At 49.7% G+C, this 19,444-nt stretch carries 17 protein-coding genes and 1 pseudogene; 12 read left to right on the forward strand and 6 right to left on the reverse strand.

The features are described 5' to 3' along the window. Positions 1-23 precede the first annotated feature (23 nt). The 3 genes from EKK48_03555 (at position 24) to EKK48_03565 (ending at position 3,688) form a co-directional block, all read left to right on the forward strand. Positions 24-1,856 carry a long-chain fatty acid--CoA ligase gene (locus EKK48_03555; protein ID RTL45144.1) on the forward strand — a complete coding sequence of 611 codons (1,833 nt, stop codon included), beginning with the start codon at positions 24-26 and terminating at the stop codon, positions 1,854-1,856. Positions 1,857-2,049: 193 nt separating this feature from the next. Then, positions 2,050-3,069 carry a hypothetical protein gene (locus tag EKK48_03560; protein RTL45145.1) on the forward strand — a complete coding sequence of 340 codons (1,020 nt, stop codon included), beginning with the start codon at positions 2,050-2,052 and terminating at the stop codon, positions 3,067-3,069. Positions 3,070-3,247: 178 nt separating this feature from the next. Next, a complete protein-coding gene (locus EKK48_03565; GenBank protein RTL45146.1) occupies positions 3,248-3,688 on the forward strand; it encodes a hypothetical protein in 441 nt (146 codons plus the stop codon). Between the two features lie 20 nt (positions 3,689-3,708). Here EKK48_03565 and EKK48_03570 read toward each other — a convergent pair whose 3' ends face one another. Beyond that, positions 3,709-4,986, reverse strand: a complete 1,278-nt coding sequence (locus EKK48_03570) for a tetratricopeptide repeat protein (GenBank protein ID RTL45147.1) — start codon at positions 4,984-4,986, stop codon at positions 3,709-3,711. A 96-nt stretch (positions 4,987-5,082) separates the two neighbouring features. Here EKK48_03570 and EKK48_03575 point away from each other — a divergent pair, with 96 nt between their 5' ends. From EKK48_03575 to EKK48_03585, 3 genes are all read left to right on the forward strand, one after another. Next, positions 5,083-5,376: a hypothetical protein gene (locus tag EKK48_03575; protein ID RTL45148.1), complete on the forward strand. Its 294-nt coding sequence runs from the start codon at positions 5,083-5,085 to the stop codon at positions 5,374-5,376. A gap of 30 nt (positions 5,377-5,406) precedes the next feature. Continuing rightward, positions 5,407-7,122: an AMP-binding protein gene (locus EKK48_03580; protein RTL45149.1), complete on the forward strand. Its 1,716-nt coding sequence runs from the start codon at positions 5,407-5,409 to the stop codon at positions 7,120-7,122. 94 nt (positions 7,123-7,216) lie between these two features. Further along, the gene (locus EKK48_03585) at positions 7,217-8,032 is read left to right on the forward strand and encodes a hypothetical protein (protein ID RTL45150.1); all 816 of its coding nucleotides are present in this window, start codon (positions 7,217-7,219) and stop codon (positions 8,030-8,032) included. 4 nt (positions 8,033-8,036) lie between these two features. Here EKK48_03585 and EKK48_03590 read toward each other — a convergent pair whose 3' ends face one another. Further along, positions 8,037-9,914, reverse strand: a complete 1,878-nt coding sequence (locus EKK48_03590; GenBank protein RTL45151.1) for a tetratricopeptide repeat protein — start codon at positions 9,912-9,914, stop codon at positions 8,037-8,039. 583 nt (positions 9,915-10,497) lie between these two features. Continuing rightward, positions 10,498-11,310, reverse strand: a complete 813-nt coding sequence (locus EKK48_03595) for a tetratricopeptide repeat protein (protein RTL45152.1) — start codon at positions 11,308-11,310, stop codon at positions 10,498-10,500. A 276-nt stretch (positions 11,311-11,586) separates the two neighbouring features. Here EKK48_03595 and EKK48_03600 point away from each other — a divergent pair, with 276 nt between their 5' ends. From EKK48_03600 to EKK48_03620, 5 genes are all read left to right on the forward strand, one after another. Beyond that, a complete protein-coding gene (locus EKK48_03600; GenBank protein ID RTL45153.1) occupies positions 11,587-12,060 on the forward strand; it encodes a hypothetical protein in 474 nt (157 codons plus the stop codon). A 112-nt stretch (positions 12,061-12,172) separates the two neighbouring features. Continuing rightward, positions 12,173-12,643 (forward strand): hypothetical protein, encoded by a 471-nt coding sequence (locus EKK48_03605; protein ID RTL45154.1) that lies wholly within the window; start codon positions 12,173-12,175, stop codon positions 12,641-12,643. Position 12,644: 1 nt separating this feature from the next. Further along, positions 12,645-13,349 (forward strand): hypothetical protein, encoded by a 705-nt coding sequence (locus tag EKK48_03610; protein ID RTL45155.1) that lies wholly within the window; start codon positions 12,645-12,647, stop codon positions 13,347-13,349. Next, positions 13,346-14,899 (forward strand): hypothetical protein, encoded by a 1,554-nt coding sequence (locus tag EKK48_03615; GenBank protein RTL45156.1) that lies wholly within the window; start codon positions 13,346-13,348, stop codon positions 14,897-14,899. The genes EKK48_03610 and EKK48_03615 overlap by 4 nt, the downstream gene beginning before the upstream one ends. Before the next feature lie 121 nt (positions 14,900-15,020). Then, entirely contained in the window at positions 15,021-16,643 is a 1,623-nt protein-coding gene (locus EKK48_03620) for a matrixin family metalloprotease (protein ID RTL45157.1), read from the forward strand. A gap of 456 nt (positions 16,644-17,099) precedes the next feature. On the opposite strand, the pseudogene EKK48_03625 reads toward EKK48_03620, so the two are convergent. The 3 genes and pseudogenes from EKK48_03625 to EKK48_03635 form a co-directional block, all read right to left on the reverse strand. Next, positions 17,100-17,192 (reverse strand): annotated as a pseudogene (locus EKK48_03625) (VrrA protein). Between the two features lie 236 nt (positions 17,193-17,428). Beyond that, a complete protein-coding gene (locus tag EKK48_03630; protein ID RTL45158.1) occupies positions 17,429-18,421 on the reverse strand; it encodes a nuclear transport factor 2 family protein in 993 nt (330 codons plus the stop codon). Between the two features lie 316 nt (positions 18,422-18,737). Next, positions 18,738-19,079, reverse strand: a complete 342-nt coding sequence (locus EKK48_03635) for a rhodanese-like domain-containing protein (protein ID RTL45159.1) — start codon at positions 19,077-19,079, stop codon at positions 18,738-18,740. 76 nt (positions 19,080-19,155) lie between these two features. Here EKK48_03635 and EKK48_03640 point away from each other — a divergent pair, with 76 nt between their 5' ends. Next, on the forward strand, positions 19,156-19,383 hold the full coding sequence (locus EKK48_03640; GenBank protein ID RTL45160.1) for a hypothetical protein: 228 nt from the start codon (positions 19,156-19,158) through the stop codon (positions 19,381-19,383). Positions 19,384-19,444: the final 61 nt, after the last annotated feature.

Genomic DNA, 19,444 nt, shown 5'->3' on the forward strand with positions numbered 1-19,444 from the left:
GAACACATAGAAAGGACGTTGAGGTGGCTGAAGAAACCATCGTTCAGGTTTTTTGGAATCGTGTCGCTTCCGCTCCGGAGCGTCATGCGATTATGCACAAAGTGGACGGCGCTTACGTCCCTGTCTGCTGGGGCGAGCACGGGCAAATCGTTGAACAGGTAGCGGCCGGATTGACCAATCTTATGGAAGCGGGCGAGCATGTCGCTATCATGTCCCAGAGCCGACCGGCCTGGACCTGGGGCGACGTTGCAGTGCTCAGTTGCGGCGGTGCCACAATTCCCATTTACCCCACTCTTGCACCACTGGAGGTGCATTATCTCGTCGATCACTCCGACGCCGTAGGTGTCTTTGTTGAGAATGAGAGACAGGCCCGAAAGATTCTCGATCTGGAGGAGCTGCCCAAAAAATTGCGTTTTCTTGTGATTATTGAAGGTGAGCTTTCCAAGCCTGAGACAAGGGTTAAGTGCCTGACCTGGAATGAACTTTTGAAATCCGGAGAGATGACGCTGTTCGAAAATCCGCAAAAATTAGCGGAGCGCATTGAGGCCGTGGCACCAGATACAATGGCATCGATTGTCTACACCTCCGGCACGACCGGTGTGCCTAAAGGTGTGATGTTGTCGCATAAGAATATCTATTCGGTTTGTGCTGCTACCAGCGAGCTGGTTGGCTTCGAAGCTGATGACCTGTCACTTTCATTCCTCCCCCTGTCTCATGTTTACGAGCGAGTAGGGGGACAGTTTCTGGCCATCTATCAAGGACTGACTATGGCGTATGCCGAGTCGATGGAGATGGTGCCGAAAAATCTGGTCGAAGTAAAACCAACAGTTTTGAACGGTGTTCCACGTTTTTACGAAAAAGCCTATCAGCGTGTTCAGGGTGAAATTCGTAAAATGCCTGCGGCTTCTCAAATCTTGATTAGATGGGCTCTTTCGTTGGGTAAGCGGGCGGAAAAATACAGACAGCAAGCTTCGAATGATGACCTGGTCAGGCAGATTTATCGTCAGGAACTTCGCGTTGCAGATCGCATGGTCTTTTCGAAGATTCGAAAAAGATTCGGCGGAAGATTGCGATTAATGGTATCGGGCGCGGCGCCACTTTCAGATGACGTGCAATCATTTTTCAATATAATCGGTATGCAAATTGTCGAAGGGTACGGGCTGACCGAGACCTCCGCGCCGATATCATGCAATACCCCTGAAAACAACAAAGTTGGTACTGTCGGCAAACCATTGCCTGGTGTAGAAGTGCGCATTGCCGGCGATGGCGAAATTGAAGCGCGCGGACCGAGTATCTTTTCCGGTTACTATAAAAATCCCGAGGCAACCAACGAAGCCCTGCACGACGGCTGGTTCAGAACCGGCGACATCGGTGAAATAGACCAGGACGGATTCCTGCGTATAACCGACCGCAAGAAGGACATCATCATCACATCTGGTGGCAAACATGTCGCCCCTCAGTTTATCGAGAACATGTTCAAGGGTGAACCGATGATCAGTAACATTCTTGTTCACGGCGATCGCAGAAAGTACATAACCGCGCTCATCACTTTGAACAGGGACGGAGTCGTTAATTTCTGCCACGAACATCAGATTCCGTTTACCGATATCGATGCCGCTGCTCACGAACCACGGATTCGCCAGGAAATCGAGCGGCTGGTTGCTAAGAAAAATGACGAACTGGCTCAGTTCGAACGCATCAAAAAATTCGCCATTTTGGACGCGGACTTTTCCGCCGAATCGGATGAGCTCACCCCGACTTTCAAGCTTAAACGCAAGAAAATCACGGAAAAATACCAGAAATTACTGGACGACCTTTATGACGTAAGCGATCTTGAAGTGGCCGCGCACGAGTAAAATCGATAAAAATCACGAAAACCCGCGTTCTGCTTATAAAAAAGGCTTTACTTTATCTTGGCAACGTATACAATAATGCCACGGGTTTTTCCAACCCAGTTACGCGACACTTTCGTCTTACTAAACTAGGTCCAGAATCGCCGCAGTTCACTGCTTTCCCCGGTTTTGCACCTGCCCAAGAGGGTAAACAGCTATGTTTGAATCGTTTGGACGAGGGTTCAGGATGATCTATGCCAGCATCAAAATGGGCTGGCAGGATAAACGCCTCTTGTTACCTTCCGTTCTCACCGTTTTTACAAACTTCTTCTTCGCCATCGTCTTGATGATAGAGGCGAAGCAGAAGATGGGAGGTAACGGAGCAGGTGTAGCTAACCAGCTTGCTGCCGCGCCCGGTCAGCTTTTGAACCACGCCAGGCACGGTGGAGGCGAGATGCTCGCGATGAGCGGGTTGAACGGGTCTATGGACCAGAGCGGTTTCAACGCGCTGGGCGGGGTGATGGGTTCGGAAACCACTTTCCTGGTCGCCTGCATTGTCTCCGTCTGGTGGCTGACAAACCGTTTTCTGGAAGGTGTTACTACCGCGCTGGTCTACAGTCACCTGACCGAAGGTCCGGGTTCCGGTAAGTTCTCGACTGCCTGTCAGGCAGTGCTGACGAGCTTGCCGGCAATCGTCATGTTGGGTGCCGTAACATTTTGCGCGAAGAAGCTAGCCGGTTGGATGCGCGACAAACGTGGAAGCGGCATCTTCGGTTTCGGGATGAACTTCCTGGCCGGGATTGTCGAAGTCTTCTGGACTCTCGCTGGACACTTGATTTTGCCTTCCATAGTAATAGAAGGGACTTCATTCTGGGGAGCGCTCAAGCGGGCTGACAAAATAGCTCAGGGCAACCTGCTTACAATCGGTGTCGGAGAAGTAGGTGTCGACCTCATTTGTAGAGCTGTGTCTGGAATCGTCTACGTGGTCGGCATGGCCGGATTCGGCGGCGTCTGGTACATGAATACCCAGGGCATGGCTGCCATCAGTGGTCCTGTTATCGTTGTCGCCGGCTTAGCATGGGCTTCCCTGGTAGTGCTTGTCACTGCCATGTCTCTCTACATCAGAGCCTCGTTCTACACTTGTCTCTATGTCTGGGCAATTGAGGCCGAAGCAGTGGAAGAAACGGAACGCTCCAATATCAGCGCTCCTGCTCCGCTAGCCGCGGCTTTAGCTTAGGATTGGATTTCGAGCCGTAAAATTGAGTCGCAGTGCAGGCGTCCAATCACATTGGTCGGGCAAACCCCGTGCGTCCCCATACAAGTAAAATCTGGGCTTGAGATTCCATAAACACCTCTCAATTAGCCAATACAGCCAGATAGAATAAGAACTACTAACTCCCCGGCTGTTGCGTAACATGAAAAACGAGCAAATTGTTGTAGTCCACGATAAGACCGACACCACGATCGTGAAACTGGCAAAAATACTGGCTCTCCTGGCTGCCAGTCCATTTATTTTCATGGGCAGTATAGTGGCAATCGGCGCTGTGATGATGATCCTGGTCGTCTTGATTGGCAGCGGTGCCGGCGTTTTTCAAACTGTTGCCCCGTGGCTGGTTGCTCTTGTTTTACTTTGTGCGCTTGCTCCGGCGCTGCAATCAAGAATTTCAGGTAAACGGCAAATTATCGCTCTGAAGAGCCGCATTCAGGAACTCGAGTTGGAACTGTCCGAAACCAGACTTGAAGTTCTGAAGGCACACGAAACCGCCGAGTTCCATCGAAGACTGAACGAAACCAAGGTTCAGAATTCCGAGGCTGCAAAAATCAAAATCACTGAGTCGGCAAAAGAGAAGATTTGATTGGGGCGGTTTGGGGCGGCTTAAAGTCCGCAACTTTTACGCAGAGCTTCGATTCGTTCTTGCAATGAACCACTGCTCGATTTGCCTGATATCGACGTTTCGAGCTTTTCGATGCGCTTCAAAATCGGCATGTTCTTCTGTTTCTTGCCCGTAAGCTTCATCTCGATGGCTTCCAGTTGCTCTTCCAGATTTGCCGACGAATCTGATTCACTGGTTGCTGCAGTGCTGGTCGGAGCCGCATTGGTCGTTGATTCCGTAATGCCTGATACAGATGCCGGAACAGTCCATGCATTGTTCGGTCTGGCAGGTGTTGGTGTCGCTTGTGGTGCTATGTAAGGACGCGGCTGTCTGCTGCCTGATGTACTCATATTGGCGGGCAAGCCATAAGGGGAGCTGCTTTCGGCGGTTGCCTTTGCTGCCGGAGTGTCAACAAAACTGTAGGGCGAGCTCATGTCGATTGCGGGTGGTGCCGATACTTGTGGTGGTTCCGGCGCCTGTGGAGGCACCGCCGGTGGAGCTGGGACATCAGGCACAGAGAGCGCCTGGTTGCCCGACTGCATGATCACAACACCGCCACTCGGCTCTGCTGCTGGGGCAATGTCGGCGCTTTTCGCTTGGTTGAGGACCTTTGGTCCCGATGATTCTTCCTGTTTGATTGCGTTAAGCACTTTTGGCCCCGAACCTGCCGAGCCTGCTGGCTCCTGTTTTGAGGTGTTGAGCATCTTCGGTCCAGACGATGCATCTGCCTGTGGCTCGTCTTTTGTTTCTGCGGACCCGGCACCAGCAGGCGAGCCTTTCACTACGATCCCGTCTTTTGTCTCAGCAGGCGGCTTTACAGGTGGTTTTGGCGCCGCATTGATTCGAGCTAGAGTCGATTTCAGAACCGATAAATTATTCTTGGCGTTTCGATCGTATGGATTCATCTTCAAAGCTTCTTCCCACTGGGCTTTGGCTTCTTCATACTTGTGTCGCTGGAAAAGAGAAATGCCCCAGTTGTTGTGGACGAGCACAAGATTTTCCTTCGCTACCATGCTGCCTGGGTCGGCATCCAATGCTTGTTCATACTCATCAATAGCCTGCTCCCACTGACCACGAGCCATGTGAACATTGCCTTTGTTAACGTGTTCGCGCACAATTGCTGCGTCGCTTGCGCTCACTTGAGCAAACGAAGAGCCGCTATTGATGAGCATTAGCGACAGTGCGAGGCTGAGATTAGTCAAATTAAATCTGGGCATCTTGGGAACCTGGTTCATTCCTTTCTGGTCAAAGCCCTCATCGGCACTATGTCTTCTTGACATTATTGATTATTCTACCGAAATCTTAAACCATTCAAAGATTCCGTACCATTTGCCGGTGAACAACTATACTCCTGGGAGTTAACGAGGTTTTGGTTCATGGCATTCAAGAAATTTGCATTAATCGCCGCGCTGGCAGTTTGCTCCGCCACGGCTGTAAATGCAGACGAATCTAAAACTCAAGTCATTGCAAGCGCTTCCGGCGTTTCCACCTATTCTGGAGACCCGACTTTGCAGCATGGCATCAAGTTGATTTTAGAAGCCCAGGTGGCACGAGAACAGAAATTGCGCCGCCAGGAGATGAAACCAGCACCTCAAGAGCGAGTTGTTCGAACCCACAAAGATCTTGACGGAGTCATGATTTTGGGCGGTTCTGCTTCGCTACCGATGTAGTCCCCAACTTAAGTCAGGCGACGTTCTTCAGTGGATGACGGCTCGAAAAAAGCATTACTAAGCTACGACCACGGCATTAGTAGTGAGCCGCTGATTGGCGACACGCTGGGCAATTACTTTGAAAAGATTGTTGCAGAGAGACAGCATGCTGACGCGCTTGTGTCTGTGCAACAGAATATTCGCTATTCCTACATTCAATTGTTGGAGCGCATCAATTTGTGCGCGTCCGGTTTCTTGCGCCTTGGTATTGAGCGTGGTGACAGGGTCGGCATCTGGTCGACGAATAACGCGGAATGGATAGTCACACAACTCGCCGCAGCCAAGGTCGGCGCGATTTTGGTCAATATCAATCCGGGCTATCGCACCTCAGAGCTTGAATATGTTTTGGGACAATCCGGTGTGAAACTGCTTGTCGTTATACCGAAGCATCGCACCAGCAATTATCTTGAGATGCTCGAGGAGTTAGCTCCTACCTTCTTTGTCGCTGGCGATAAGAGCCCTTGCGATAAGCTTCCGAATTTGCAGAACATCATTGTCATCGGCGCCCACGGCAAGCTGCCAGGTCGTCTTTTGAGCTTCGATCAAGTCACCGCGATGGGCTCTGAGTTGGAAGCCAGTGCACTCAAGGAGCGCGAGAAACAGCTTCAATTCGACGACCCTGTCAATATTCAGTACACATCTGGTACGACAGGATTGCCTAAGGGCGTGACGCTCAGTCATCACAATCTATTGAACAATGGTTTGCTGGCAGCCAGGGCGATGAATCTCGGACCCGATTCGCGCTTCTGCGTTCCCATGCCGTTTTATCATTGTGGTGGCATGATCAGTTCAGCGCTTGCAACCATCTCGGTTGGTGGCGCCGTTGTTATCCCCAGTCCATTTTATGATGACACCGCCGTGCTGACTGCAGTGCAGCAAGAGCAGTGCACACACTTGTCTGGTGTGCCCACTATGTTCATTGGAGAACTGCACCATCCGGAATTCGACAGTTTTGACGTGACATCGTTGCAGGGCGGTTTTATGGCCGGAGCTCCCTGCCCGGTGCAGCTGATGCGCGATGTTGCTAATCGCATGAAGATGCAGCAGATTGTCATTCTTTATGGATTGACAGAGGCATCGCCGCTGATGACTGCCACCACATGCAATGACAGTTTGGAAATTAGAGCGACAACTGTTGGACGAGTTATTCCTGGTATCGAATTGAAAATCGTTGATGCGCAGACCGGTGAGGTCGTGCCTCGCGGCGTGCAGGGTGAAATATGCAGTCGTGGACATGGTGTCATGCTGGGATACTGGAACAATCCGCAGGCTACCGCCGAAGCCATTGATAAAAGCGGCTGGTTGCATTCGGGCGATCTCGGTGTGATGAACGCCGATGGATTCATAAATATCACCGGTCGCAAGAAAGACATGATTATTCGAGGCGGGGAAAACATTTACCCTCGCGAAATCGAGGAAGTTCTACATGAGCATAAGGGTATTGCCCAGGCGCAAGTGTTCGGCGTACCTGATGCAAGATTAGGTGAAGAAGTCTCTGCCTGGATTATGGTAAAGCAGGGTGAGGCTCTTACGCCAGATGAGGTTCGCGAATGGCTCAAAGAGCGTGTTGCCTACTTCAAAGTGCCAAAGTACGTCAAACTGGTGAGTGAGTTTCCGATGACCGTGACCGGGAAGTGTCAGAAGTTCGTGATGCGAGACATGATGGCCAAAGAACTGGGGCTTGAGGCATCCATGCCCACCGCTTAAGCGTGGCTGGCCAGTCGCCCAGCTTAACAGCCCCAGAGATTAGCGGGCAGTCCGTTGCACGCCCTAAAGAACGCCTATTGTGTAGAATGGCTTTATGATGGCGGCTAAATCCTCACTACAAAAGCTTATGCAAGTTTTTTGCACGGCACTTTTGCTTGGCTCTTTGGCGGCGATTTCGACCCCTGCGCTGTCTGCGGAAGTGGAAACGTGGCAGATTAAGCAGCAAACCGAACAACTGGGTCCGACAACCGTTTTAATGTCATCAGATGCGGTTAAGTTCATCGGCAACGATGGAGATTTGATAGTTGTTGCGCGCAAGCCAGCCTGGCGCGTGGTGGCCTTCAACCGATCTGAGAAGGTTGGTTTCGAGGTTCCCTTGAGTGAATGGCCTCGTAATGGTTTGAAGCTTTTCAAAGGTCCTGGGGAATTGCTGACAGGCAAGAAGTCTCAAATTCACGATCCTCAACTGAAAATGGATCTCTTGCAACTAGAGATACCGCTGCAGGGTCGTTACTACGGCAACAACGACCCTGCTATTTTTCGAGCGGCTGAGAAGAAACAGCTACTTTCCAGTCGGTTAAGGGTTTCCACAACGATTCCGGTCAACGAGGATCAGAAAAAATTTCTGGCAGGATTGTATTCTCTGGCGTACCCGGGCGGATTTCCTCTGCAATTGTCTACGCTCACCACAGATGGTGGTATCTCCTACACTTATCGTACCGTTTCGGTGTGCAAGACAAAGACAGATTCTTCCGCATTTGACTACCCTACGAAATACAAAATTACCGGCGATCGAATGGATGTCCTGGTTACTTCCCGGCAGAAAAAACGCTTCGAAGACTTTCTGGATGCGTTCACCGACGATGCCGCTGATGAGAAGGCTAAGTCAGTGAAAAAGCCACCCAGGTAAGTTTCTATGACTTTCTCTGAGGCAAGTTAGCCGAGGCGATTCGTTTCTCCTTTTGCTCGACCTTGCTGGCTTTCTCTTCGAGTTTGACTATGCGTTTGTTCAATTTCTCGACTTCCTTTGGAGCTAGAGTCGGGCTCAGGCTAATGTAGGCACGGTATTGCGAAACCGCTTCGCGCAGTCCTTGCGAACCTGTCGCCGGGAATTTTTCCAGTGTTTGTGCCAAGCCTACTCTAGCGTTGGCTCCCTTCGGGTCAGCAAAGATAGAGGAGTGAAACTTGTCGACAGCACTGGCTAGTTGATTTCTACGAGCAAGATCTGAAGCCAGAGTTAAGTCTTGCCGCGCAATCTCACGAGCTTTCGCTACTTGCTCCAGACCTCTCTGTGCTCGCGCTTCGGCACCAGGCATGGTGGCAGCTTTTTTGTACGCAATTTCGGCGTCGTTCAAGTCTTTGATCATCAACGCCAGGTCGGCAACGGCAAATGCTTGTCTGGCGTTTATCGCTGAGCCAATGACGGTGTTCATCTGCTCTTGCGCTTCCGCAAATTTGTTTTGCGCAAGCAATGCTTCTGCATATGCAACACGCTCGCCGTCTGTTCGGGGCTGTCCAATCGATGCCAGGTCGATTTTTACTCCGGCCATTGCTCTCAACTTTGCTTGAGCCAGGCGCAGTTCCATATCATTTGGATTCAAAGCAATTGCCTTATCCATCAAACGCATAGAATTCTCGAACTGATTGGAAACAAAAAAGGCTCCGGCTGCTTCCTTTTGACTCTTTAAGTAAAAGGCTCTAGTTATGCCTTTCGCTGCTGCTGCACTGCCTGGATTTGTCGCCATTACTTGTTCGAAGCCTTTGATTGCCTCGTCGAGCTTTTCTAGTCTGAGGTTGTCTTCAGCAATTCTTTGCTGCAGATCGGTATTGTTTGGCATTAGTTCAAGAGCTGAGCGCAGTTCGGCAATTGAGTGCTCAATGTCGCCACGCGCTTCGCGAATGCTGGCAATCTGCAGATAGGGTTCCGAGATTTCTGGTTTGATGCGAATTGATTCCTGATATTGCTTGATTGCTGCAACGTAGTTGCCCTGCTGATTGTAGGCATCGCCCAGGGCAAGATGTGTTGGACCGCTGTTTCTGTTTTGATACATGGCTGTATTGAACTCTTTTATGGCGGCGTCAACCTGACCTTGCTGTAGCATCGCTTTGCCCAGTCCAAAGTGCGCGGTTGAATTTCCTGAATTCAGTTTGATAGCTTGTTGAAAGTTGCTGATCGCTTCTGCCGGACTGTTTTGCGCTAGCTTCATCATGGCTAATCCAGCGTAAGCTTCCGAATATTTCGGATCTAATTTGATGGCACTTTGAAAGGAGTTGCTGGCGTCTGCGTACAGTCCTTTCTCACGCTGAGTCTGCGCCAGCCAGTAATGAGCTTCAGGTGATCCATTGTCGAGATCGAGTGCCTGTCGACATTGGCTTTCGGCATCATTGAGAATAGATTCACGATTTTTGCGAATGCTGTTATCGGAAGACTGGAGCCGATTCAAAGCTACCATTGCCAGACCGAGATGAGCTTGAGCATTTTGCGGATCGGCAGTCAGTGCTTTCTGGAATTGCTCTTGGGCGGCGTCGAGCTTGAATTGGCGTCCCAGAGCCATTCCATAGCCATTCATTGCTTGAATGTTTTTGTTGTCTTTGTTGATTGCGTCGTGATAAATTTCGGCCGCTTGGATGAACTTTCCTTTCATCATCAAGTCATCGGCCATCAACACTTCATGATTGATCTTTCCGCTGAGACGTCTGGTGTGATGCGCAGCGTTCGCCGGAACACTGATGATTGATGGCGTCAAAGCAAACATGGCGCCTAACAGCGCCAATGTATTGGTAACTCTCATTGTTTTCTCCTCTTCTCTCGCTAGTGTTCGTCGGCAATTTGCTCAAGCGAACAATAATTTCAGGACAGTGCAGATTGTATCTAGACTATAAGATCAAGCACTTGTGCCCTTCTTCGATTTGATGGCGGAATCATACTCTCGTTCCACTAGCGCGTAAAGAGTGATTATGGATTTGCATGTTGCGAGCGTCAGTTCTATCACCGATTAGTTCGGAGATACATCCTTTTGTAAGAAAACGGATCGAAGTTCTGAGACGAAAATTCACACTTTATTATTTGCCGCTCGCTTGCTCTGAAAGCCCCATCAACAGCGGGTTTTGCGACTGTCGTGCTCACCATACCTTGACTGAGGTATAACACTTTTCTGCGGCTGATAGTCCACGTTTATCGGAGGCTGATAAGCAAGTGTTGATTGGGCACTGAATATGGTAGTAGTTAGATTGGTGCCCGCGAGACGCGGGCGTTCCATTTGTAGTGGTACTGGATATGGTGGCAAGCAATATGAAAGCCGCCAATATTGTGAAAAATAAATCGCGGACAGTTTCCACTGCCCGCGAATAAATCATTTGGTTCCAGTCCTTAGCTTAGTTGACTCCGGATACCGGCACGCGGCATTCGAACGTTTCCCAGGCATCGCTTGGTCCATTCTCTGCTCTCAGCTTTTCAGCTTGCTCTGGACGTCCTGTCGATATAAGAAGATTGGAATAGTTTTCGATCAGTGTTTTGAACTGAGGACTATTCTTACCCAGTGCTCTTCTGCGGATCGGTAAAGCCCGTTCGTACATCATTTCGGCCAGGTCGAATTTTTCTTGAGCATGGTAGAGCATGGCTAAATTGTTTGCTGCCATACCGACCTCAGCATGTTCAGCTCCGTAATACTTGTTGTAGATAGTGAGCATGCGGATGCCATAGGGAACAGCTTCGATATATCGGCGCTGCCTGTAGTACAGACCGGCAATAGTGTTGAGACACTGGGCGATTTTGACATCGGCAGGTCCGTAAACGACTTCCAGCGCCTGTAGAGCTTCTTTCAGATACTGCTCAGCCTGATCCAACTTGCCAACCGATATGTAAAATGCGGCCAGGCTCTCTAACGTATAAGGAACGCGGGCATCTGAAGCTGGAAACTGGTTGGAGATACTGAGCGCTTTCAGCCAGGCGGTTTCAGCTTCTCGAATTTTGCCATGCTGGATGGCAATTTCTGCGCCTACTTTATATGTCGCCCAATCTGCCGGGTCGGCAGTCAGCGGGGTCGCTGGCAAACACGGATTCTCGCCCGTGCTTGTTTGAATCATCCGTTTTAGTAACAGTCCGAGGTCATGGACCGCTGTAATCTCTTTCTTTGGAATTCGGCTCTCGGAAACAACAGGTGGCATCGTTGGAGCGGACATTTGCATAGTAAAACCTCAAACGCTTGGCAGGGAAGGCCAAAGCTGGAGAAGGCGCAGAATCATTCTTTCCGAAGTACGGATTGAATTGCGGGGGGGTGCTGCAACTGAGTTGCTAGGCACAATTTTCGAGTGGTAGTAACACGAATTATGGTCATTGTAGCCATTTCCGGTTTGATGTCAAGCATATTTTAGAAAGGCAAAGGGCATTCAAAGGGGCTTATACTTTCATTTGAGTGTTATAAAGCCGGTATCCGGCAGACTTGGAACCACGAATTTCACGTTTTGGCAGAGCAACCGAAAAAGAATAAAGGCGACATAGGGCAGACGATTGACGCAATCGGTCAATGGCCCCTGTTTCGGAAGGTCGAGACCTTCGTTTTCGCCGCCATGTTTATCGCTCTGCCGCTGTTTGCCCTCAAGGTCGTGGATCATGCGACGACGACGCTTGCCGTCAAAAACACGTCAGTCGACCTGGTTAATGATTTGATTCGCTGCAAAGGCCTTGCTAAGGAGCATCAAGTCAATATCACGCTGACAAGTCGGAACCCGACCGATAAAACTCCTGCTGCGTATGAAATCCGAGATGAAGAGAAGACCGTCGAGGAAGTAATTCTGCCCAAGGGGGTTAATGTTGTCGGTTCGGTCACCTTTGACTCGCAGGGACTTCCTCTCCACGCTGCGTCCTTCATCGTCAGTAAAGGAATTCGGTCTGCTCATGTGGATGTAAGCAAACAGGGTGACATCGCTGTGCCGTAGGCGAATTTATCGCCCTAGGAAATAAAATTGCTCGAAAACCTTAAAATTGCAATCCTGTGGTGCTGCAGCCGGAACCGCGGGCATGTGTTAGGTAGATTCGCCGGGATGTTATATGCGGTCAGCTCGCGGAATACAACTAGTTGAGATGCTTGTTGCCGTTGGATTGAGCGGCATCTTTGTCGTGCTCCTATCCGGCATGCTTTCTCAGACCCTGCGATTTGCCACTGCCAGTGAGAACCAGATTCTGGCTGGCGCGACCGCGGATCAGATAGTTGAGTTAATTCAGCACCAAAATTTGTCTGGGAATCTGGCTGAGACATCCCCAAATCCAACTTATCAACTGGATGTGAATAGAGACGCTTTCGGTATCTTCAGTAATGGGTCGCTTGATCTTTCGAAGCGTTGGACCGACACCTCCGGTAATCAATTCAAAGGGACGGTAACGGTTCAAAGTACCAGAACGGCTTTGGACAATTTGCCTTGCACCATCTATAACGTGGTCGTTGCTTATCCTTCGGAAACTGGTGGCACGAAATCCGTCACGCGCACCACGTGTATCTTCGATGATGGAGCGACATTCTAGAATGCGTAATCAACAACGTAATCATCAGCGCAATCATCTTGGAATGTCATTGATAGAAATGCTTTCGACGCTGTTTGTAACCGCTTTCATCGGTACGATCATGGCAGAGATTGCAGTTACTCAAAACGTTGTTTCTCTCAAAACCTCGAACAGAATTGATTCTCTGGTGGCTGCGCGGAGGTTCTTCAATGGCTTCGAGAGAGACGTGCACATGGCGAGAACATTTGCCAGTGCCACGCCGACATCATTTCAAATTTACACGCCGGAGTTCATAACCAGTGGATCTCAAGTTGGTTTGCCGCAACAGGCCAATTCCAAATGGCTGACTGATTTGGTTAGCTATTCGATTGTGGCTGATGCATCTCGCCCCGGGCAGTTTGTTCTGCAAAAGCAAGCGCTTGTGCCTTCCACAGGAACTACCACCACCACGTACACGCTCGCTAGCGGCCTCGTCGGTCCCATGGATCCGAGCGATACTACGATGCCTAAACCGTTCCGGTACTATCAAAAAATTTCTGCAACTGCATTACCACAATTGGTTGATGCTCCTTCGACTGGTTTTACTAACTTTGAACTTTCCCAAATCGTGGGAGTGCGAGTGACCGTTGAAGTTGCGCCCAACAGCTCTGTTCGAAGCGATACGTCCAACAAGTCATTTGCATTTGCATCCGATGTTTTCACACGTACAAACATGGTGGCACCATGAGAAAGAATCGGGATAACTCAGGATTTTCGCTGGTCTTTGTAGCATCAATGGGCATTGTAATGGTACTAATGGCCCTCGCCGCCACTAGCGCATTGATTCCGATTTACCAGAACGTCAGCGCACAGAATTTGAATGCTCAGACGCAATCAGCGGCTGAAGTTGGTGCTCAGTATGCACTTGCGAAGCTTAATACTGCGGCCGATCTTTCGTCCGTGCCAGCATCGTTGACGTTGCCATCTTCAGCTTCGAATGCAAATGTTGCGATAACGATCGAATCGCTTTCTTCGGCGCAAATGAGTGGAACCGCTGTCAATAATCCGGCAGCAACTAATTTTGGAAACAAATCTGGGAATCCGCTACCAGATTACCGTCGCATCACCTCAATGGCTACTCTGGGGGCGTCCAAATCAGTTGTTTATATGATAGTCAAAGCGGTTCAAACTCAGGCTGTGCCGTCCAGCGGAGCGTCTGGTCTACCGTCCTCACCAACAGCATATTTCAATAATGCGTTATTCGGGGCGGATGGATTGACCTTAAAAAACACCGGGTCAAGTCGGCTCAGGGTCGTATCTGAGAACTCAACAAGGCAAGCGCAAATTGGCAGTAACAACCTGATAACGATGAGCGGTCGAACTACTATTGATGGCAACGTCGTTGCTAACAATGACGACGGCGCCGTTTCGATTGTCGGCTCTTCTACCAATCGAATAAATGGAAATCTTTCCTATAACGGTATTATGTCCAACAACGTTTCATCAACAGCACCGGCGTTTCTGGTGGACAGTAGCTCAAATTTGTCCAGAAATCCAAATGTTTTGGGGGATGGTTCGTTCGGACCAACTCCCACTCAAGGAACCATCACTTCCGTTGGCAGTGCCCAGGCAGAATTCGCTCCTGTGACTCAAGTTCAGGCCAATACGACTGCCACATACACTGCGACTGGAAGCAACTCCAGCATTGTAAGTGCTCCAGGCGTTGGTGAGACCGTTAATCTGGGTGCGATTAATTTGCGTAGTTCAGATACTCTGACTTTGCCTGCTGGTAACTATGTTGCCTCTTCGATTTCGATAAAAGACAACGCACAAATTATTGCCACCACATCTCCGAATGCAACAGGCGTCAACATTACAGTCCAGGGCGAAACATCACTTGCTACTCCAATTGCTATCGGAGGAAAGGGAATAACCCAATCTGGATCGGCGTCGGCGAGCAATCTCCAGATTTTCTACGCCGGACAGCAGAATGTATCTGTGTCATTAAGTTCTGGATTCAGTAAGTTTTACGGACTGATTTATGCTCCGAATGCACCGATCAACGTAACGATGTCGGGGTCGGGGCAGGAGTTCCATGGAGCAGTGGCAGGAAACAACGTCTCTTTAGCTGGAAGTGGCACGTTTTACTACGACCCTGCCACAACACATCCGTCAATTTCGACAAGCAGTACCAACAACACCAGCAATAGCCTGTACTACGTAAAAAATCCGGCTGCTTCGAACAATGGTTTTCAGATTATTTCTTGGATTGAGCCCAGCAAAAGCACGTTTCAATAGGCTTTCCGTTCAAATTTAATGCAATAACTCGAACCGGGTTAACTGTAAGCTCTGGTCACCAATTTGTCACTAAATATCCGCACACTGGGAACATAGATTACTAGACCAGTGAGGGATCGGCATGGCGAAGTTTGGCATTTCGCGTCTTTTTGCACTAGTAGGTGCGTTCGCCGTCTCCTGTACCGGTGCGCAAGCTGGATTTCTCGATACTATTTTGAGCGGCGGAATTCCTATCCCGGGCGTCGGTGGTATTCGCGTTTCACCGAGTTCAGGATCACGTCAGTATGTCCAGCAGCAGCAGACACCGCGCATGGTGTCTTCGCATTTGTATAACGAAGCGATTCGCCTTGCAGATAATAATCGCTTGCAGGAGTCACGCATTAAGTTCGAACAAGCCGTGCAGGCTGACCCTAGCTTTGATTTGGCTTGGGCTGCGCTTGTCGGAGCTTGCATGACGTCCGGGCAACTTGAGGAAGGCATACAGGTAGGCAATCAGTTTCTCGCAAACTTCCCGCACAGTTCTCGGCGAAAAGAGACGATGCTGATCATGCAAAAGTTGAATGAGCAACTCGCCAGGAAGAATGAGATCTGGGCTAGAGTGGGCCGCGATGGTGCTGACAGCTATTTTGCGCTCGCTACAGAAGGTAAGAATTTTTATGGATGGAATCTCGATGCAATGCCACTCAAGGTTTATATCGGTGACGGTAAAGGAGTTAAGGGGTATCGTCCTAACGATGCCATAATTCTGAACAACTCATTTGCCGAATGGACTAAAGCAACAGAAGGGCACATCACCTTCACTCGCGTAGATAGTGTTGCAGATGCGAATATTGAATGTATCTGGATAGATGATCCAAAGGAGTTCCCGCAGAATCGTGGGCTGGAAGCTGGCGAAGCTGTACCGATGCTCGACAGCGACGGATACATCGTCAGCTCTAAGCTGTTCTTGTTGACACGAGAGCGTGATGATAAGTCTTCGGTGAGCGATCTTGTGATGCATGCAATTTGCTTGCATGAGATAGGGCACACGCTCGGTTTACTGGGACATAGCGATGTCGCTACTGACGTCATGTACTTCACAGCAAATGGTCAAAAAGTGCAAGAGCCGCATTTAACTCAACGCGACGTCAACACATTGGCGAAGCTTTACTCGACTCTTCTGGAGAGGCGCAGCGCCAACAACAGGCCGCAATCAACAACTCAGTTGGCGAGCATGCCGCAGGCAGAAGCTTTTGATTCTGAACCTGCGCAGCGGAATAATGTCAAAACCAATAATGATGGCTCTGCGAGTAATGATGACTCTGCAAGTAGTGATGACTCTGAGTTCACCGCCCATAGGAGTATGCGTCAGAGCACAAATCCGAATTTAGTTTCTGCGCCGCCACCGCCAGAAGCAGGTAAGATTCAGAAATACAAAAGCGGGCAGAGCTTCTCAAGTAACCGCGAGGCGGTTGAGTACTTCGAACGTGCTCTGGCAAGTTCGCCCGGTAGCACGATTCTTCAGGATGACCTGGGCACTGCTTATGATAACTATGGCATCGAGCTTGCGAACAGCAGCGATGTTCGTGGTGCCGAAGTGTGCTTCAACAGAGCGCTTTCCCTACACCGTAATAGCGCCGACCCAAGCCGAATTCGAATTTCTCTCGCCAACATGACTCAGTTATTGCGCTTTGAAAAACGCGACAACGATGCGGCGCAATTGGAGCAACGTTACAGCAAAGTTATCGCGCGCTTCGAGAAGTAAATATGTTTAGCGAATCGTGTCTGCATTGTACCGGGCGCGGTTGGCATCGGCGCGCGCTCGATCTGCTGCCTGACGGGCTAAGTTGGCATAACCTCTGGCTTGTGAATCTCCATTCTGGGCAGCGTAATAGGCGCGGTTAGCTGCGGCGTCTGCATCATTCGCATCATAGTAGGCTTCATCGGCGGCCTTCTTTCTGACCCATTGATCAGTGCTGTTACGCGCTCGGCTGGCGGCATTTCTCGCGCGTGTGGACATGTTTTGTGCTCTTTGATAGCCCTGATATGCCACGCTTGTAGCCTGCGAGTTGTTGCCTGATGGCGCTGGCGCCATATAGCTCGATGCTGTTGGTGAGACTGAGCTATCGAAAAGCGAGCCTCCTTCGAAGAAGACTCGAGCGAGATCTCGTTTGGTGACTTTCGGCAACATGCCGCTGTTTTGTGCGGACACGTTGTAAGGTTGTTGATATTGCGATTGTCGTTGATATTGTGGTTGCTGTTGATATTGCGAACGTTGCTGTGATTGAGGGTGTTGCTGATATTGCGGTTGTTGCACAGCACCTGAAACCGGTGTGCGCGACCAGGCGTTGCGGTTGTCCACTGTGTCCAGCGTTTGCTCTAAGCTTTGCATTGTGGACGCCTTGGGCATTTGTTGGTACGAACTTACGCCACCGAATCCAGTGCCATTTACACTGTACTGGCTGTTCTGCCCCAGATACTGAGAATGAGAGGGCAGGCATGAGCAAGTGAGGGCGACAGCTGCTGCGACAAGAATATGTCGATAGTGCTTCATTGCTCTGTACCACTGACCTTTTCGATTGTCAGCTCTTCTGTATCAGGCAAACTCGTGCCGGCGTTAGTTCTTTCGGTCGACTGCCACGTGAACTTGTGCGAGTCTGGTTTGGAGAAAACATTTGTTTCTCGAAATGCACTGCCATCACTGTTCATACCTGCAATGTCTACGAGCCAATCAGTGCCGTTGCGTCTCCACTTGCCGTATGAAAAATTGCCGCGGTAGCCGAAGTACCATGAAACTATGGAGCCTGACCGCTCATCCCAACCGATGATTTGTGTGTCTGTCTTTTCTTCCGTGCTGTCTTTGTCCGTGCTGACACAGGTTGCGCGTATGAAATTTTTGCCTGGAACCCACTCGACTCGCATTGTCACGACGCCTCTTGACGTAATGGCTTTCCAGTTACCCGTTAGCCAATCCAACTCTTTTAAATGCTCGTGTGCGTCCGCACTTGTACCCGGTTCCAATGCAATGCGTGTTTCGCTCGCCTGAGAAATAAGCCATTTCTGATTTCGCTTCTCTGCAGTCATAGAGAATCTGGTGCCTGAGCTTTCATTATTCGCTGCACTTCCATTATTCGCTGCACTTCTTTTCACCACACCAATAATTAGTGCCACATTACTTGATGGAAAAGATACGCGCTCTGTTTCAAATTCAATGGTCCCGTTTTTCTCTGTATTCTGTGCTCTCGATTTGAAAAGCTCTTCAAACCGCTGCTGCAAGGCATTGCGACCGTGGGTCTCTGCTCCGCCTTCGTCAATGAAGATTGCATCGTCTGTCCAGAGCAAGGCCGCTTCTTTTGCATCACCTTTCACGATCGATTGTTGCAGGCTATTGAGAAGAACTGCGATTTCACTGGTTGCGCTGGTGCGGCTGGTATCGCTGGCATTCAATTTGCCGGCGCAATAGCCATTGGTCCCACAAAAACTGGCACTTAGCACAAGCAGTGCGCTCATCCCCACTGTCAATGATTTGAGCGCTCGTTCCATTTTCGATATCTCCAGATAAGATCAGTCTGCGTTTTTACCGTGTCAACTTAAGCTCTGTAACTTCGTGCGTAGGCCGAATCTCCCTGCGCTTTCAATGGACTCTGTCTAACTTTGTAATCAACTTGATTTGAAGTATCAGCCTGTCGCATTTGGCAGAGTATATGCAAGCAAAACCATCATCACAATGAAGATAACTGTGCAGACGCTTAGCACTGCCACCAGTATCATGAATTGTTTCTGTTTGCGTTTAGCTACTTCTTCAGTATTGCCCGCGGTATCACCGTCTGTAGAGTTAGTCACAGGCGCCTCCGTTTCTCTAATACTTCTGAACCGACGGATCGATGTCATTTGACCAGGCGATTATTCCACCTGTTAAGTTAAGACCGGAAAATCCCTGGTCTCGTAAGAACTCGGCGCAGCTGTCGCTTCGATTTCCAGAGCGGCAGTAAACTACGATATCTTGATTTCTAAATTTCTCCAATTCCGACAGTCGTTCCATTAAATCGCCCATGGGAATATGCGCGGTCGTATTGGCAAGTGTGCAAATCGCCAGCTCATGTGGTTCTCGGATATCGAGAAGTACGATATTTTCGCCCGCATCGAGCCGTTTTTTAAGCTCCAGAGGTGTTATTTCAGTCTTTGTGTCCGACCCAGCCATCCCTGACCCCTTTTTAATTCAACCAGGAGTTAAGTATAATCTCGATTAATCGGGTCTGCCAAAGGAGGCAACGAAAGTGGCGTTTAAGTTGACATTGGAAGAAGCTCTTAAAGAAGCGCTTCAGGACGACCATAAAGTGTCCAAATACGAGGCAAAGGTTATTCGCGAGCTAATTATGGCGGACGGAAAGGTATCCGAGCAAGAAAAGGCATTTCTGGAAAAGGCTCTTCACTCAAACCATTTTGATGACGAGGCTTTTGAACTGTTGTCGGGCGTATTGCTCCGCTCACACCTCAAAGACTAAGGTTGGCAGCCTTAACGATTGAGGCTGACGGCTTAATGTAAAGACGGCGAACGCTTAATGC

The organism is Candidatus Melainabacteria bacterium, from assembly GCA_003963305.1.
GTDB lineage: Bacteria > Cyanobacteriota > Vampirovibrionia > Obscuribacterales > Obscuribacteraceae > PALSA-1081.

Excerpts from the sequence above, each read along its gene's own strand:
- EKK48_03585 (RTL45150.1), top strand. The coding sequence starts at position 7,217 with ATGATGGCGGCTAAATCCTCACTACAAAAGCTTATGCAAGTTTTTTGC.
- EKK48_03620 (RTL45157.1), top strand. The coding sequence starts at position 15,021 with ATGGCGAAGTTTGGCATTTCGCGTCTTTTTGCACTAGTAGGTGCGTTC.
- EKK48_03595 (RTL45152.1), bottom strand. The coding sequence starts at position 11,310 with ATGCAAATGTCCGCTCCAACGATGCCACCTGTTGTTTCCGAGAGCCGA.
- EKK48_03565 (RTL45146.1), top strand. The coding sequence starts at position 3,248 with ATGAAAAACGAGCAAATTGTTGTAGTCCACGATAAGACCGACACCACG.
- EKK48_03605 (RTL45154.1), top strand. The coding sequence starts at position 12,173 with ATGCGGTCAGCTCGCGGAATACAACTAGTTGAGATGCTTGTTGCCGTT.
- EKK48_03570 (RTL45147.1), bottom strand. The coding sequence starts at position 4,986 with ATGTCAAGAAGACATAGTGCCGATGAGGGCTTTGACCAGAAAGGAATG.
- EKK48_03615 (RTL45156.1), top strand. The coding sequence starts at position 13,346 with ATGAGAAAGAATCGGGATAACTCAGGATTTTCGCTGGTCTTTGTAGCA.
- EKK48_03630 (RTL45158.1), bottom strand. The coding sequence starts at position 18,421 with ATGGAACGAGCGCTCAAATCATTGACAGTGGGGATGAGCGCACTGCTT.
- EKK48_03635 (RTL45159.1), bottom strand. The coding sequence starts at position 19,079 with ATGGCTGGGTCGGACACAAAGACTGAAATAACACCTCTGGAGCTTAAA.
- EKK48_03575 (RTL45148.1), top strand. The coding sequence starts at position 5,083 with ATGGCATTCAAGAAATTTGCATTAATCGCCGCGCTGGCAGTTTGCTCC.
- EKK48_03610 (RTL45155.1), top strand. The coding sequence starts at position 12,645 with ATGCGTAATCAACAACGTAATCATCAGCGCAATCATCTTGGAATGTCA.
- EKK48_03590 (RTL45151.1), bottom strand. The coding sequence starts at position 9,914 with ATGAGAGTTACCAATACATTGGCGCTGTTAGGCGCCATGTTTGCTTTG.
- EKK48_03560 (RTL45145.1), top strand. The coding sequence starts at position 2,050 with ATGTTTGAATCGTTTGGACGAGGGTTCAGGATGATCTATGCCAGCATC.